This is a genomic window from Paenibacillus sonchi, from assembly GCF_016772475.1.
Taxonomy (GTDB): domain Bacteria; phylum Bacillota; class Bacilli; order Paenibacillales; family Paenibacillaceae; genus Paenibacillus_AQ; species Paenibacillus_AQ sonchi.
Genome location: NZ_CP068595.1, coordinates 332,870 through 347,908, shown reverse-complemented (window position 1 = coordinate 347,908; position 15,039 = coordinate 332,870). Strand labels below are relative to the sequence as shown.

General features: G+C 51.0%; 14 protein-coding genes and 2 pseudogenes. 14 read left to right on the top strand and 2 right to left on the bottom strand.

From position 1 onward, the window contains the following. Entirely contained in the window at positions 1-768 is a 768-nt protein-coding gene (locus JI735_RS01595; RefSeq protein WP_039835906.1) for an ABC transporter ATP-binding protein, read from the top strand. Continuing rightward, positions 740-2,625: pseudogene (locus JI735_RS01590) on the top strand (ABC transporter permease). Before JI735_RS01595 ends, JI735_RS01590 begins: the two are co-directional and overlap by 29 nt. Positions 2,626-2,699: 74 nt before the next feature. Here the strand turns inward: JI735_RS01590 and fabV are convergent. Continuing rightward, positions 2,700-3,890 (bottom strand): enoyl-ACP reductase FabV, encoded by a 1,191-nt coding sequence (gene fabV / locus JI735_RS01585; protein WP_039835904.1) that lies wholly within the window; start codon positions 3,888-3,890, stop codon positions 2,700-2,702. 83 nt (positions 3,891-3,973) lie between these two features. Between fabV and JI735_RS01580 the strand changes: the two genes are divergently transcribed. The 10 genes and pseudogenes from JI735_RS01580 (at position 3,974) to yajC (ending at position 12,148) form a co-directional block, all read left to right on the top strand. Next, positions 3,974-4,150, top strand: a complete 177-nt coding sequence (locus JI735_RS01580; protein ID WP_157771401.1) for a serpin family protein — start codon at positions 3,974-3,976, stop codon at positions 4,148-4,150. A gap of 93 nt (positions 4,151-4,243) precedes the next feature. After that, positions 4,244-4,753, top strand: a complete 510-nt coding sequence (locus JI735_RS01575; protein WP_233476204.1) for a hypothetical protein — start codon at positions 4,244-4,246, stop codon at positions 4,751-4,753. Then, positions 4,729-5,013 carry a BofC C-terminal domain-containing protein gene (locus JI735_RS01570; protein WP_202676968.1) on the top strand — a complete coding sequence of 95 codons (285 nt, stop codon included), beginning with the start codon at positions 4,729-4,731 and terminating at the stop codon, positions 5,011-5,013. The genes JI735_RS01575 and JI735_RS01570 overlap by 25 nt, the downstream gene beginning before the upstream one ends. A 299-nt stretch (positions 5,014-5,312) precedes the next feature. Beyond that, positions 5,313-5,816: a crossover junction endodeoxyribonuclease RuvC gene (gene ruvC / locus JI735_RS01565; RefSeq protein ID WP_020426620.1), complete on the top strand. Its 504-nt coding sequence runs from the start codon at positions 5,313-5,315 to the stop codon at positions 5,814-5,816. Further along, positions 5,813-6,436 carry a Holliday junction branch migration protein RuvA gene (gene ruvA, locus JI735_RS01560; RefSeq protein ID WP_020426619.1) on the top strand — a complete coding sequence of 208 codons (624 nt, stop codon included), beginning with the start codon at positions 5,813-5,815 and terminating at the stop codon, positions 6,434-6,436. The genes ruvC and ruvA overlap by 4 nt, the downstream gene beginning before the upstream one ends. A 29-nt stretch (positions 6,437-6,465) precedes the next feature. After that, positions 6,466-7,472, top strand: a pseudogene (gene ruvB / locus JI735_RS01555) (Holliday junction branch migration DNA helicase RuvB). A 41-nt stretch (positions 7,473-7,513) separates the two neighbouring features. After that, complete coding sequence (locus JI735_RS01550; protein WP_202676966.1) at positions 7,514-9,595, top strand: SpoIID/LytB domain-containing protein; 2,082 nt, start codon at positions 7,514-7,516, stop codon at positions 9,593-9,595. Between the two features lie 9 nt (positions 9,596-9,604). Beyond that, positions 9,605-10,633, top strand: coding sequence for a tRNA preQ1(34) S-adenosylmethionine ribosyltransferase-isomerase QueA (queA, locus tag JI735_RS01545; RefSeq protein WP_039835894.1), 1,029 nt, complete (start codon positions 9,605-9,607; stop codon positions 10,631-10,633). A 21-nt stretch (positions 10,634-10,654) separates the two neighbouring features. Beyond that, positions 10,655-11,791, top strand: coding sequence for a tRNA guanosine(34) transglycosylase Tgt (gene tgt / locus JI735_RS01540; protein ID WP_039835893.1), 1,137 nt, complete (start codon positions 10,655-10,657; stop codon positions 11,789-11,791). 42 nt (positions 11,792-11,833) lie between these two features. Continuing rightward, complete coding sequence (gene yajC, locus JI735_RS01535; RefSeq protein WP_020426614.1) at positions 11,834-12,148, top strand: preprotein translocase subunit YajC; 315 nt, start codon at positions 11,834-11,836, stop codon at positions 12,146-12,148. 371 nt (positions 12,149-12,519) lie between these two features. Here yajC and JI735_RS36780 read toward each other — a convergent pair whose 3' ends face one another. Next, positions 12,520-12,645, bottom strand: a complete 126-nt coding sequence (locus tag JI735_RS36780) for a hypothetical protein (protein ID WP_267919110.1) — start codon at positions 12,643-12,645, stop codon at positions 12,520-12,522. A 281-nt stretch (positions 12,646-12,926) separates the two neighbouring features. Between JI735_RS36780 and JI735_RS01530 the strand changes: the two genes are divergently transcribed. Both JI735_RS01530 and JI735_RS37665 read left to right on the top strand, forming a co-directional pair. Next, positions 12,927-14,687 (top strand): ABC transporter ATP-binding protein, encoded by a 1,761-nt coding sequence (locus JI735_RS01530; RefSeq protein ID WP_039835891.1) that lies wholly within the window; start codon positions 12,927-12,929, stop codon positions 14,685-14,687. A 69-nt stretch (positions 14,688-14,756) separates the two neighbouring features. Further along, the gene (locus JI735_RS37665) at positions 14,757-14,951 is read left to right on the top strand and encodes a CLI_3235 family bacteriocin precursor (RefSeq protein WP_081487258.1); all 195 of its coding nucleotides are present in this window, start codon (positions 14,757-14,759) and stop codon (positions 14,949-14,951) included. Positions 14,952-15,039: the final 88 nt, after the last annotated feature.

Sequence of the window (15,039 nt, the reverse complement as noted above, 5' to 3'; positions counted from 1 at the left end):
ATGCTTGAGGTAAGGCAGGTCAGTAAAATATATGAGGGAAACGTGGCTTACCGGGCTTTGACCGATATTGATCTAACCATAGAAGCCGGTGAATTCGTGGGCATTATGGGGCCGTCCGGCAGCGGAAAAACAACCCTCCTGAATATGATTGCCACGGTTGACAGCCCGACTACCGGAAGTATTATGATCGATGGCAAGGACACCGGCAAGCTGGATAAAAACGAATTGGCGGTATTCCGCCGGCGGGAGCTGGGATTTGTCTTTCAGGATTTCAATCTGCTGAATACCCTGACAGTGGAGGAAAATATGGTCCTGCCGTTGACGCTGGATGGAACCCGGGTGAGTGAAATGAAGCAGAAGGCCCAGGAGATTGCCGGGAAGCTGGGGATCAGCGCCATTATGAAAAAACGCACCTATGAGATCTCCGGGGGACAAGCCCAGCGGACAGCGATCGCCAGAGCGATGATCCATTCCCCTAAGCTGCTGCTAGCGGATGAACCTACCGGCAATCTGGATTCCAAAGCAGCCAAGGATGTGATGGATCTGCTGGAAGCGATCAACCGGGAGCAGTCAACGACGATGATGCTCGTTACACATGATGCTGTAGCCGCCAGCTATTGTCACCGTGTGGTGTTCATTAAGGATGGAAGATTCTATACAGAGATCCACAGCGGGAACAACCGCCAGAGTTTTTTTCAGAAGATTATCGATACACTTTCGCTGCTAGGAGGATACAGCAATGACGTTCCGCCAGTTCGCATTCCGTAACGTCACCCGGAACAAAAGGCTGTATACCGCCTATTTTCTCAGCAGCATGTTTACGGTGATGGTCTTCTTTACCTTTGCCATTTTTGCCTATCATCCGGTGCTTAGCGCGGAAAACTTACAATCGAGTGCGGTTATTGGGCTTTCGGTCTCCAAGTGGATCATCTATGTGTTCTCCTTCTTCTTCGTGCTCTACTCCATGAGTGCATTTCTGCAATCGCGGAAAAGGGAGTTCGGGCTGATGATGATGCAGGGAATGACCACCCGGCAGCTGCGGCGGATGATTTTTTGGGAGAATATGCTGATCGGGTTAAGCGCCACTGCCGGCGGCATCGGTCTCGGGATTGTATTCGCGAAGGGGATTCTGCTTGCGGGGACAAATGCGCTTGCGCTTAAGGAGCCATTGCAATTCTATTTTCCAATCAAGGCGATCCTGCTGACACTGATTTCGTTTATGCTGCTCTTCATTCTGATCTCCCTGTTTATTTCGGCGGTGCTCCGCAGCGGCAAGCTGATCACGCTCATCAAAGCAAATAGTCAGCCCAAACAGGAGCCGAAGGCTTCGCTTCTGCTATCCTTGCTGGTGGTATTGCTGCTGGGGACGAGCTACTTCCTGTCTCTTCGGGCAAGCGGGTTGAATGTGGTCATGCTGCTCGCTCCGGTTGCCATTATGGTCATTATCGGCACCTATCTGCTGTTCACCCAGCTCAGCGTGTATCTGATCCGCAAGCTGAAGGGCCGGGAGCGTTTTTTCTGGCGCAGAACCAATATGCTGCTGCTCTCTGACCTTTCCTACCGGATGAAGGACAACGCGCGTTCCTTTTTCTGGTCGCCATCATCTCAACCGTTTCCTTCAGCGCGATAGGGGCATTGTACGGGTTTCAGTCCATGCTGAACGGAGCGCTTACGCAGAAAAATCCCTATCTTTTTACGTATATGTCTGCGGACGGAGACGGCCAGGCCCAAGCCCATATACAGCTTATTGACCAGAGCCTCAGCAAAGCCGGGATTGCTGCGGAAAAAACGGGTTTGGAGCTTAACTATTACCAAGCTGCGGATAGCAGCGAGACACTAATTCTAGTGAAACAATCCGAATATAACAACGTAGCAAAGCTGATGGGGCTTAAGTCCATCCAGCTTACCGCAGGGAAAGCCGCAATTGTAGATTTCGGGCTGTCGCGCAAGGGGGAGGAGATGCTTCACCAGCCGGTAAAGCTGCAGCCAGGGATAGTCATCGAGGCGGATCAGGCCGTTGTGTCTCCGGCGGTACGGGCTTTCAGCGGTTATTACGTTGTCTCCGATGAACTGATTGGCCGGCTTGTACAGCCGCTGAAAGTGAGCCGCTATTACGCTTGGCACGGGGCGATTGGACAGCAGGGAGTACAGACAGTGGGCGGCAAACTGACGAATGAGCTTCCCTATGATGAGCACTATAATTTCTATGCGCTCGAGTATCAGACCTCCAAAATTAATGATAACTTTGGGCCGCTGATGTTCATGGGGTTTTTTATCGGGATCGTATTTTTTGTCTCGGCCGGCAGCTTTCTCTATTTCCGGCTGTACAGCGATCTGGATGAGGATAAACAAAAGTTCAAGGCTATTTCCAAGCTGGGGCTGAGTGACAAAGAGCTTGGCAAAATACTGAACCGCCAGATCGGCCTGCTTTTCTTCGCACCCATTGTTGTTGCGCTTGTGCATGGAGCCGTGGCCCTTACAGCGTTGTCACACATGTTCCAGTATTCTATGTTCCGGGAATCCCTGATTGTGTTGGGGTTGTTCTTCTTCATTCAGGTCATCTACTTCTTCATTGTCCGCCTGTTCTATACCAGACAGATCAGATCGGCGCTGTCCGGATCATAAGGGAGGATATCAATCAAAAACGAGGGGGTGCCCCAAGCCGCAATTCCGGCTTTTGGGGCACCCCCTTTAGCTAGTTACACCTGATTCGGAATCTCGACCGCAGGATCGGTATCGGCTTCGTAATCCACGCCTTCGGTCTGGAAGCCGAACAGATGGAAGAAATCTTCGCGGTAGCCTTCCAGATCGGCAAGCTCAGGAACACTGCCGGTTTCGAGCTCGTTCCAGCGCCGTATAACTTCGATCTGCACATCCTCGCGCATTTCCCAGTCGTCGATACGGATCAGGTGGCTGCCGTCCGCGGACGCTTCACCGCCGTTATACAGATGATCCGTGAACAAGCGATACATTTGCTGAATGCAGTTTTCGTGCAGATCCTTTTCCTTCATCACTTTATACAGAGCGGAAATGTACAGTGGAACCACCGGAATTGCGGAACTCGACTGTGTAACAAGGGCTTTGTTGACTGAGACAAAAGCGCGTCCGCCCGTTGCACTCAGCTTCTCATGGAGCGCGATGGCGGTCTGCTCCAGGTCGTTTTTGGCCAGCCCAATCGTTCCATCCCGGTAGATCGGATGGGTGATCTTCGGTCCAACATAGGAGTAGGCTACCGTGGTTGCCCCGTCGGCCAGCACACCGGCCTCCTGCAGCTGGTCAATCCACATTGCCCAGTCTTCCCCGCCCATAACGGCGATGGTCTGGCGGACTTCATCCTCCGTTGCCGGCTCAATGGTGACCGTGGATACCTCTCCGGTATGGAAGTTCATTGTCTTATTCGTGTAGGCGGCGCCAACCGGCTTAATCACGGAGGAGAAGGTTTCTCCCGTTACGGGATGTGTGCGGCGCGGGGATGCGACGCTGTAGACCACAAGGTCTACGGTGCCGTATTCCGCTTTGATCAGGTCAATCGTTTTGGTCTTGATGGCATCGGAGAAAGCATCTCCAACAATGCTGTGGGATTTGAGGCCCTGCTGTGCAGCAGCCTTCTCGAATGCGGCCGAGTTGTACCAGCCTGCCGAAGCAGTCCGCGTACCTTCAGCGGCTTTGTCGAAGAAGACACCGATGGTATTCGCTCCAGCGCCGAAAGCGGCAGTAATCCGTGAAGCCAGCCCGTACCCGGTGGAAGCGCCGATAACAAGTACGTTCACGGGTCCGGTCAGCTTCTTTTGGGCTTTTACGAAATCAATTTGTTCCTGTATTTGTTTGGCGCACCCTTCCGGATGGGCGGTTGTGCAGATGAAGCCGCGTGTTTTTGGCTGAATGATCATCAAGGATTACCCCTTTATTTTAGTTTTTAACATTTTCGCTAATATAGAGTATAGCAAATGATGGCTTAGAAAGATAAGTATGAATGTATTTTTTATATTTTGCACTTGCTTATAATGGCAGCGCCGGGGAGACGGCGGAATCTGTGGGAACCCCCTTCCACATGACAGTGGACCGGCCCTTTCTTTTTGTGATCGAAGACCGGCAGACCGGAGTCTGGCTGTTCCTCGGTGCGATCGAAAATCCGCTGTTGTCCCAGTAGAAAACAGAGCAATTAGTCAAACTTTCAGGGCTAAGCGCATAATTGCTCCCTTTGCAGGTCACAATAGGAAAAAAGCAGAATGAAGGGATCAACGTGAATGCTTTTCGCTTAAAGAAACAATTGTGGCGGCGTTGGAGACGTTGGAAAAAAGCCCCCTGGGTAGGAGCGGCCTGTATTGTCTTAACGCTGCTTGCTTGGCGCGGCATGCAGGTCCCGGAAGAGCTCAGCGGCTTGCTGAGTAATACGGCATGGAATGTGCCTGGCCATCTGAGCGGGCTGCAGGAACAGGCCTCATCCGGTGATCCGGGCGGAAGCGTGCCGGCTGCAGCGGCTGTGTACAGCCAGGCCCAAGAAGAAGGGACTGAAGGGACTTCAGCTCTGGATCGTAAGCAGCTGCTGGAGGCCCTTGGTCAGGAACCGGTCAGCCGGACGGTTCACTTGAAGACAACCTATATTTCCGGGGAGGAGATCGTAACCCTTCCCGGGACAAGTCCCTCGTCCAGCTTAGGCAGGTCATCGCTGCACATCCGGGCTGGAACGGCTGGATCAGCGCAGACGGGGATCTCTGGTTGGAGCGTATGGTCAACGACTTATCGCCGCTGATTAAGAAGGACGCTTTTATCGGTGTGGACGAGCATGGCAATCTGACCTTGTTCAAAGGTCCGCCGGCGCAGGAGAAGGTGCTGAAAACCTTTTTTCAAATGGACATGGGCTCGATGAAGTCTTCGCTGCCGGATGATATCTTAGAGCAGCTCCATGAAGGCATCCGCGTGCAGGATGTAGAAGAGTACAACAGCGTGCTGTCCACCTTCAGCGATTATGCGCGGGACTCGTCGGAACAGGTGATGCAAAGCGAAGAATAACAGATAGGGTATGAAGGCCGCCTCTTTAGCTGATATATGGCTGGGGCGGCTTTTTTGTGCTGTAGTAGGGCGTGCCCGGACACTCCAGCTTTTTTCCTTGCGGATTAGCGGATTCTCTGTCCGCAAGCCGGTGTTGACCCTGGAGATTGACCTTCTTTTCCCGGGCGGCGGCAAACTTTTATTCTCCCGGAAGAAGGTTTTTTGCTATAATGGTTAGAAGGAATACATATGTTCGCTTCAAGGCGGAGAAATGGATGAAACAGCAGGAATATCCTGCCTGCTTAGAGGAGAGATTGGATTTGCGCATCCTGGGCATTGACCCGGGGCTGGCGATTGTCGGCTTCGGCTTCGTGGATAAGGTAGGAAACAAATTAACGCCGGTTCAGTACGGGTGCATCCAGACGGAGGCGCACACGCCGGAGGAGGAACGTCTGCTGCATGTCTACGAGGGTATGGTGCAGCTTATTGATAAATACCAGCCTGATGCGGTCGCGGTGGAGAAGCTGTTTTTCAGCCGCAATGTAACCACTGCACTGCCGGTGGCGCAAGCAAGAGGTGTGCTGATCCTGGCTGCTGTCCAGCGCGGGCTTCCCGTCGCGGAGTATACTCCGATGATGGTGAAGCAGGCTGTGGTGGGCTATGGCAAGGCCGAGAAGAAACAGGTGCAGGAGATGGTCAAGCTGCTGCTGAAGCTCGCGGCTGTGCCGAAGCCCGATGATGTGGCGGATGCGCTGGCGGTGGCGGTATGCCACGCCCATTCGGTGAGTCTTAATTCCAAATTAAATGAGGTATTGCGAAAATGATAGATTACTTAAGAGGTCCGGTTGTCCATTTGGAGCCGGAATATGTGGTGGTGGATGTCCAGGGCATAGGGTACCGGGTATTCTGCCCGAATCCGTATGCTTTTGCCAAGCTGGAGGGGCCGGTGACGATCTACATTCATTACCAGACACGCGAGGATGCTACCCTGCTCTTCGGGTTCCCGACAAGAGAAGAGCAGAAGCTGTTCCGCAAGCTGATTGAAGTATCCGGGATTGGCCCGCGCGTAGCCCTGGGGATTCTGACCGGCGGAACACCGGATCAGCTGATCTCGGCGATTTACCAGGAGAATATCACCTTCCTGACCAAGCTGCCGGGGATCGGCAAGAAGACGGCCCAGCGGATGATTCTGGATCTGCGGGACAAGCTGGACGGCCTGAGCGCGGTATCCATGCAGACCGGATTGTTCGCTGTAGCGGCTGAAGCCCAGGCTGCGGCGGAGGCGCTGCCTTGGGAGGAAGCCCGCGACGGGCTGAGGGCGCTCGGTTATACCGAAGCCGAACTGGACCGGGTATGGCTGACCATGAAGAAGGAAGGTGCCGATTCAGGGCCGGTTGATGTGCTGATGAAGAAGGCGTTGGGATTGCTGTATACAGCCAAATAGGCTGCTTGACAGAACGGAGTGATGGATAAATGGATGACCGGATTATATCGGCTAACCTGATGATGGACGAGCAAGCTGTAGAATTGAGCCTGCGCCCCCGCTATCTGGGAGAGTATATCGGACAGAACCAGGTGAAAGAGAATCTGAAAATATATATAGAAGCTGCCAAAATGCGCAGTGAAGCGCTGGACCATGTGCTGCTGTACGGGCCTCCCGGTCTGGGCAAAACGACACTCGCGAATATTATCGCCAATGAGCTTGGTGTGAACCTCAGGACAACATCCGGGCCTGCCATTGAGCGGCCCGGCGATCTGGCCGCGCTGCTGACCAATCTCCAGCAGGGCGATGTGCTGTTCATTGACGAGATTCACCGGCTGCACCGGACGGTGGAAGAGGTGATGTATCCGGCGATGGAGGATTTCGCGCTGGATATTATGATCGGCAAGGGGCCGAGCGCCCGCTCGGTGCGCCTGGACCTGCCGCCCTTTACGCTAATCGGCGCCACTACCCGCGCCGGGCTGTTGTCTGCGCCGCTGCGCGACCGTTTCGGAGTGGTCAGCCGGCTGGAGTATTATACGATCGACGAGCTGAGCTTCATCGTATCCCGCAATGCCGAACTGCTCGGCATCGAGATTCTGGGCGATGCTGCCGAAGAGATCGCCCTGCGGTCCCGGGAACTCCGCGGATTGCCAACCGCCTGCTGAAGCGGGTCCGCGATTTCGCACAGGTGCGCGGCGACGGGATCATTACGCCGGAGATTGCCGGAGAATCGCTGAAGATGCTGCAGGTGGACCCGCGCGGGCTGGACAGCATCGACCACAAGATGCTTCATTCCATGATCAGTTCCTTCCGCGGCGGACCTGTCGGACTGGATACCATAGCTGCGACGATCGGAGAAGAGAGCCAGACCATTGAGGATGTATATGAGCCTTATTTGCTGCAGATCGGATTTCTGCAGCGGACGCCTCGGGGGAGAGTTGTGACTCCTGCCGCTTATCAGCATTTGGGCCTTCCGCTTCCTCCGCAGCCGCAATAAATCTTTTTTTGCTATCATCTCTATTAATAGGAGGCATCAAGATGAATCTTGCCAGGTGGAAAAAGACAGGAATGAGCCTGCTTGCAGGCGCCCTGATGGCAGGCGGCCTGCTGCTTCCTGCCGCTGACAGCCATGCCGATCCGAACGCAACCATCCGGGTTGCGCTGTTTGCCGATATTGGCAGCAAATATAAATCTACCGTCCCTTTCGTGACGCTGAGTTCGACGATGGGCTTCAGCCTGATGTCAGGCAGTGCGCAGCTGCTGCCCATTCCGGCAAATAACAAAATCCGCGTCAGCCTCGACGGATACAAGGTCAAGGTGATGGACAGCCCTACATGGCAGGCGGCCGCAGAAGCCGCCAAGAAGCTTCAATCAACCTCCGATAAGCCGATGCTGTTTGTGGCTTCGCGGAATGGCGCGACGGTCTATCAGCTGTACACGGGCCCTTACACCAGTGAAAGTGCGGCGAAGGAAGGGCTGAACCGGGTAAGCAAAGCAGGCTTGTCCCTTGCCCAGGGACAGGCTCCGGCCTTGGCTGGAAGCAAACATCTGTCCGCAGGCTCCTTTGCTACCCAGGAGGAAGCGGATGCTGTGGCCGGCACGATTACAGCGGCTGGTTTTGATGCCTGGAAGACGCTGGTGAGCGGATCAGACGGCAGCGCACAAGTGGAAGTATGGGTCGGCGAAGCGGCAAACGACAGTGATCTTGCCGCGCTGCGGACTGCAGTTACAGCTGCGCTTCCGCAGCTTGCCGTATCCGCCGGAGCGGCTGCGACACCGGGGATGATGATCCGTACAGATGCGGGACTGGACTGGAGCAGCGAAAGCCAGGCGTTTCATTACCAGGTGTCCGGTACAGGAGCCAAGTTCATAGTCTCCGGCAATTCCGCCGGGATTCAACTAGCTGAGCGTTCCAAGCGCGTTTACCGCGGCAATCTGGAGCTCAGCGGACTCTCAGGATCACTGGCTGTCATTAACGAAGTTCCGCTGGAGCAGTATTTATATGCGGTTGTCGGCGGAGAAGTTTCTTCAGGCTGGCCCGAAGAAGCGCTTAAGGCCCAGGCTGTAGCGGCGCGGAGCTATGCGCTGTCGCAGGGCAACCGTTTTGATGTGGCGAATGTGGTGGATACCACACTCAGCCAGGTGTACTACGGTATTGGTGCTGAAGCACCCACAATTACTAAAGCTGTAGATGCTACCGCCGGCGAGGTGCTGATGAGCGGCGGCAAGATTGTGGAGGCAGTGTTCTCCTCCAACAGTGGCGGTGTGACCGCCGACCCTTCGGAGGTATGGGGTAACGGCGGTGCCACCTTTGTCAGTGTTGCCAGTGCTGAAGACTCCGCTGCAGCGGCATCAAAGAAATGGTATTATTTGCTGCTGGCCAGCGGCGTCTCGGGTTATGCCCGGGAGGACAATATCCAATTGACCGGCGGCAAGACTGCGGCTGGCCTGGCTATAGCTACTGCGAGCACCAAAGATGTGAACATCCGCCCGCTGCCTGTCGTTGAGAGCAGTACAAGTCCGCTTGGCAAGCTGAATCCCGGCGAAAATGCCGTAGTTCTGGATCAGTTCTATGAGAACGGAAGCTACAGCTGGATTAGAGGGCCTTACACTTCAGCGGAGCTGCTCAAAAGCCTGTCGGGCAAGGTCAGCAATTCATTGCCCTCTTCCATCAGCAGTCTGCAGGTTTCGCAGCGCGGGCCTTCGGGTAGAGTCACTCAAGTAAAAGCCAACGGGGAGATTCTGCAGGTGAAATATCCTGATCTGTTCCGTTCAGCGTTCGGCGGATTGCCGAGTACTTTGTTTGATATTGTACCTGCCGGCAGTTATACTGTATTAGGCGCTAACGGCTCTACGGCAGCGGTTAACAGCTCCCAGAGCGCTGGAATACTCTCTGCTTCCGGCAAAGGAACAGCGGGCGGCAGCGGTACGGTAGTTATGGGCGCAGATGCTTCGTCCAGAGTAGTCACGGCCAGCCCCGGATTCTATTTTATGGGCTGGGGCAACGGCCACGGGCTTGGCATGTCCCAATGGGGCGTAAAGGGCATGGCCGACAAAGGGTATGATTACAAGCGAATATTGCAACACTACTTTAATAACGTTACTATAAATAAGGAATGAAGACTGACCATGAATGTAGATGATTATGACTTCCATTTGCCGGAGGAGCTCATCGCCCAGACTCCGCTGTCCGACCGCAGTGCATCGCGGCTGCTGCTCGTGAACAAGGAGAATGGCCAACTGGAGCACCGGCATTTTACGGATATACTGGAGCAATTTCAGCCAGGTGATACGCTGGTTCTGAATGATACACGGGTGATTCCCGCCCGGCTCTTCGGCGTCAAGGAAGACACCGGTGCGAAGGCGGAGGTCCTGCTGCTGAAGAGTCTGGGCGAAGACCGCTGGGAAGCGCTGGTGAAGCCCGGCAAGAAGCTGAAGACCGGAGCTGTGATTATCTTCAGCGAGGAGCTCAAGGCAGTGATTGAAGACGAGGCTGACATGGGCGGGCGGACACTCCGCTTCATCTATACAGGAATATTTCAGGAAATTCTGGACAGATTGGGAAGCATGCCGCTTCCGCCGTATATCAAGGAGACGCTGGATGACCGCGAGCGTTACCAGACGGTGTATGCCAAGCATGAAGGCTCGGCGGCCGCACCGACCGCAGGCCTGCATTTCACCCGGGAGCTGCTGGAGCAGATCAAGGCAAAAGGTGTAACGATTGCCTATATTACGCTTCATGTCGGACTAGGCACCTTCCGTCCTATGTCAGTAGAGAAGGTGGAAGAGCATGTGATGCATGCCGAGTATTTCGTCTTGTCCCAGGAGACAGCGGATATGCTCAATGCTGCCAGAGCCCGGGGCGGACGGATCATAGCCGTGGGCACAACGTCCTGCCGGACACTGGAAACGGCCGGCAGACAGGCCGGAGGCGGTCCGATTCAAGAATGCAGCGGCTGGACGGATATTTTTATTTACCCGGGCTATACATTTACCGTTGTAAACGCACTGATTACCAATTTTCATCTGCCCAAGTCTACACTGGTGATGCTGGTGAGCGCTTTGGCCGGACGGGAGAATATACTTGCCGCCTATGAAGCCGCGATTCAGCAGCGTTACCGCTTTTTCAGCTTCGGCGATGCAATGTTTATCTATTAAGCAAGAGGAAGGGTTAAACCTATGGCAGCAATAACTTATGAACACATCAAGACCTGCAAGCAATCCGGTGCGCGGCTCGGCCGGGTGCATACCCCGCATGGCGTAATTGAAACGCCTGCTTTTATGCCTGTAGGTACACTCGCCACCGTCAAAACAATGAGTCCTGAAGAATTGAAGCAGATGGATGCGCATATTATTTTGAGCAATACGTACCATCTGTTTCTCCGTCCGGGCCATGATATTATCCGCGAAGCCGGCGGCCTGCACAAATTCATGAACTGGGACCGGCCCATCTTAACAGACAGCGGCGGTTTTCAGGTTTTCTCGCTGAGTGACATGCGCAAAATTACCGAAGAAGGCGTGCATTTCCGTTCCCACTTGAATGGGGATAAGAAGTTCCTCTCGCCGGAGGTGGCGATGGAGGTCCAGAATGCACTGGGCTCTGATATCATGATGGCTTTTGATGAATGCCCGCCGTATCCGGCGGAATATGATTACGTCAAAAAGTCACTGGAACGCACTACACGCTGGGCCGAAAGATGCCTCAAAAGCCATGCCCGTCCTGAAGACCAGGGGCTGTTCGCGATCGTTCAGGGAGGCATGTATGAGGATTTGCGGCGCCAGAGTGCGGCTGATTTGACTTCCATGGATTTCCCGGGGTATGCTATTGGAGGGCTCAGCGTCGGAGAGTCCAAGCAGCTTATGTATGAAGTGCTGGATTATACGGTTCCGCTGCTGCCGCAAGGGAAACCGCGTTATTTAATGGGCGTAGGTTCACCGGATGCGCTGTTGGAAGGATCAATCCGTGGAGTGGACATGTTCGACTGTGTTCTGCCTACACGTATTGCCCGCAATGGGACAACGATGACCAGTCAGGGAAGACTTGTAGTCCGCAACGCGCAGTATGCACGCGACTTCGGGCCGCTTGATCCAGAGTGCGGCTGCTATACCTGCCGGAATTATTCCCGTGCTTATTTGCGCCATCTGATCAAAGCCGATGAAACCTTCGGCCTGCGGTTAACGACATACCATAATTTGCACTTCCTGCTGGATTTGATGCGTAAAGTGCGTGAAGCCATCAGGGAAGATCGGCTGCTTGATTTTCGCGATGAGTTTTTTGCGCAATATGGATTATATGATAATCTAAAAGGATTTTAGGTAATGGGCAGTGTTTCATTGTCTTTTGAAAGGGGGAGAATTATGTTACAGTTTCAATATGCAGCAACAGCAGGGAGCGGCGGAAGCATCCTGGGTCTTGTAGGCCCGTTTGTGCTGATGTTTGTGGTGTTCTACTTCCTGCTCATCCGTCCGCAGCAGAAGAAGACCAAAACGCGCAACGCAATGCTGAAAGCTCTGAAAAAAGGCGATAAGGTAGTGACCATTGGAGGCCTTCACGGGACGATCATGGAAATTTCCGATGACATCGTAGTCCTGCGGGTAAACGATGTGACCAAACTGACCTTTGACCGGGGTTCCATCAGCCATTCGGTTGTGGATGTAGAAGATAAAGAGTAGCCGTTTAGTACAGCATTACATAAAAAGCGCCGTTTCTCACAAGAGAGACGGTGCTTTTTTCGTGGTATAGGAAACTATGATTACTTCCGCATGTGTGTAAAAGTATGATTAAAGTTCTTGGAAGCCTCAGAGGATATAAGCGATGCAGAAGGATTGGGCTCCATCCGCAGGCTGAAGCGGACAGAGGAGCCCTTATTTTGCCAAAAATCTTACTTTTTCAGCAGTTACGGACTCAGGAGTCGTTATATCGTTCGATGGAGCCTGGAATAAAGGGAAAAGGAACAAATAAAGGCATCTCAGTCCGAAGTCCTGCGGAATAGCCGAATCTTCTCTCAATAAAGGCTTTCCTGTCCGTAACGGCTGCGGATCGATCACGAAGGAATGGGGCGATCCGTCTTCAGCATGCACCCGTTGATTTTGGAGCGGTGGGGAATCTCTGCGGCCGTAAGCCCCGTGTTGTTATTCACCCGCCAGGGTGATTTTGTTCTGGTACTCATGTCAGCCCGAAGCTTCGGGTTGGCCTATTTTACATATTTGCAAAAATAAAAACACAATAGTATATTGATTAATTGGATAAATGAGGAATAAATTTAAATGTTCAACAATTATAGTTTAGCTGTCATAAATAAATATACTAAAAATTGAAATATAGTAAAAATATGTTTACAATTTATATCGAAAGATGTAGAATTGGCTTTGCAAGTGAAAGTTATTACAAAGTGTAAAAACATGAAATAAATAATTTATTAATTAAATATTACCATCAGAGGTATGGCTTATGAAATCCATAGTTAATAAAAAGGATATCGGTTTGCTGAAAAGATGTTTGATGTATCTCTTTCCTTACAAATTGCGTGTGATTACTACTTTTTTTTGTATTGTGTTTTGTCTGATTCTGCAAATTATTGAGCCATTGATATTAGGTAAGGTCATAGCGTTATTGTTCTCTAAGGAATTTGAAAAGCTCAGTGTAATGTTAATTTATCTGTTTATAACAGAGCTTTTTGTAACCATTCTAAGTTTCTTTCAATCCTATTTATTTTCCTCACTAAGTGAAAATATTATTTATGACTTGAAAAGAGATATGTTTCAAAAGATCATTGAACTTCCTGTAAAGGCTTATGACCAAATGAAGGTGGGGGAATTTATATCCCGTTTGCAGGGAGATACTGCGACTGTAGCCAGCATCCTCACCAACCAATTGATTAATACTGCAATCGACATTCTTCGAGTGGCCATCATATGTATTGTTGTTTTTCAAATTAGTATTCCACTATCTTTGGTGATTCTAATAAGCTTTCCGGTTACATTTTTTATTTTCACCTTCTCCGGGAAAAAAATAAGGAAGCAAAGTGAAGAACTGGCTAAGTTAAACGATAGCTATTTCAGTAATCTACAGCAGTCCATAACCGGGATCAGAGAGATAAAGAGTTTGGGCATCAAGAAGATAAAAATTAATCAATTTCTGGATCTGGCCATCCTGCTTAAAGGAAAAAATATAAATATTAATATTATAAGTACTGTGGCCCGGTCATTATCACAGTTCACTTCTTTTCTCTCACAGCTTAGTGTTATGGCTATAGCAGGGTTTCTGATATATAAAGGACAGCTGAACATTGAATACTTTATTGCATTTACCTCTTACTCCAGCCAGCTGACGGGTTCATTAATGAACATTACCCAAATCAGCAGCAACATCCAGAAGGCGCTGACTTCGCTTGAAAGAATATTCAACTTGCTGGATGAATTTGGATATAAGAGAGAAAAGTTTGGGGATATGGAAATGCAGCATATTGAGGGGGAAATTAAGTTTTGTAATATTTCCTTTGGGTACGGAGACGATTTGCGGGTTGTTGACAACCTGAGCTTTACCATCGCAAAGAATAATACAACAGCAATTGTAGGCAGCAGCGGCGGCGGGAAAACTACAATTTTTAATCTGCTGCTCCATTTTTATGAGGCTGATACAGGAGCCATTCTGATTGATGGAATAGATATTAATCATTTTAATGAAGAAACACTGCGCCAGCATATATCGGTAGTGCACCAAGCTCCATATTTATTTAATGCAACATTTGCTGATAATATGCTGATCGCGAACCAAGAGGCAACTGAGGAAGAAATGATAGCCATTTGCAAACAGATAAAAATTCATGATTACATCATGAGTCTTCCGCATGGATATAAAACAGTCATTGAGGAGAATGGCGCGAATCTGTCAGGCGGCCAAAAACAAAGGATAGCCATCGCAAGAGCGATGTTGAAAAAATCCAAAATTATTTTATTCGATGAAGCAACCTCATCATTGGATAATGAAACCCAGCAGCTGGTCAAGGAATTAATAAGTTCCATTTCTCATGACCATACCGTTGTCGTGATTGCCCACAGGCTGTCAAGCATTATTGATTCAGATGAAATTCTGGTTATTGATGCCGGCAAACTGGTAGGCCAAGGAAGCCATAGAAATCTTCTGAATAACAATTTTACATATAAAAAGTTATATGAAAGCGAACTGGAATGCAGAGAACTGATTAGTTGATATACTTTTCGGAGTGCCTGTCACTCTGGAATTTATATAATCTATTACATACGAAGGGAGGCGAAATGAATGAGAAAATTAAATAAAAAGAATTTTTCGCAAATGCATACTGTTGAGGCTTATGCCGATTGCCATCTTTCTTGTGCATGTTATTGCGCCACTTGCAGCTGCTGGGGTCCTGATTTCTTGCATGTTAGCAATACTAGCGCGGATAGCGGATCGCAAAACTACACTCCGACTGCAACCGCTCAAGTGAGAGGTTAACCGAAAATGCTAGGGTTCTAAAGACAAAGCTACCTGTCAGCAGAGCCCTAGTCTTTTTATTCCTTAAGCAGAAGCATGACTACAAAAC

Excerpts from the sequence above, each read along its gene's own strand:
- JI735_RS01595 (WP_039835906.1), top strand. The coding sequence starts at position 1 with ATGCTTGAGGTAAGGCAGGTCAGTAAAATATATGAGGGAAACGTGGCT.
- fabV (WP_039835904.1), bottom strand. The coding sequence starts at position 3,890 with ATGATCATTCAGCCAAAAACACGCGGCTTCATCTGCACAACCGCCCAT.
- JI735_RS01580 (WP_157771401.1), top strand. The coding sequence starts at position 3,974 with ATGTATTTTTTATATTTTGCACTTGCTTATAATGGCAGCGCCGGGGAG.
- JI735_RS01570 (WP_202676968.1), top strand. The coding sequence starts at position 4,729 with ATGGTCAACGACTTATCGCCGCTGATTAAGAAGGACGCTTTTATCGGT.
- ruvA (WP_020426619.1), top strand. The coding sequence starts at position 5,813 with ATGATAGATTACTTAAGAGGTCCGGTTGTCCATTTGGAGCCGGAATAT.
- JI735_RS01550 (WP_202676966.1), top strand. The coding sequence starts at position 7,514 with ATGAATCTTGCCAGGTGGAAAAAGACAGGAATGAGCCTGCTTGCAGGC.
- queA (WP_039835894.1), top strand. The coding sequence starts at position 9,605 with ATGAATGTAGATGATTATGACTTCCATTTGCCGGAGGAGCTCATCGCC.
- tgt (WP_039835893.1), top strand. The coding sequence starts at position 10,655 with ATGGCAGCAATAACTTATGAACACATCAAGACCTGCAAGCAATCCGGT.
- yajC (WP_020426614.1), top strand. The coding sequence starts at position 11,834 with ATGTTACAGTTTCAATATGCAGCAACAGCAGGGAGCGGCGGAAGCATC.
- JI735_RS36780 (WP_267919110.1), bottom strand. The coding sequence starts at position 12,645 with ATGAGTACCAGAACAAAATCACCCTGGCGGGTGAATAACAACACGGGG.
- JI735_RS01530 (WP_039835891.1), top strand. The coding sequence starts at position 12,927 with ATGAAATCCATAGTTAATAAAAAGGATATCGGTTTGCTGAAAAGATGT.
- JI735_RS37665 (WP_081487258.1), top strand. The coding sequence starts at position 14,757 with ATGAGAAAATTAAATAAAAAGAATTTTTCGCAAATGCATACTGTTGAG.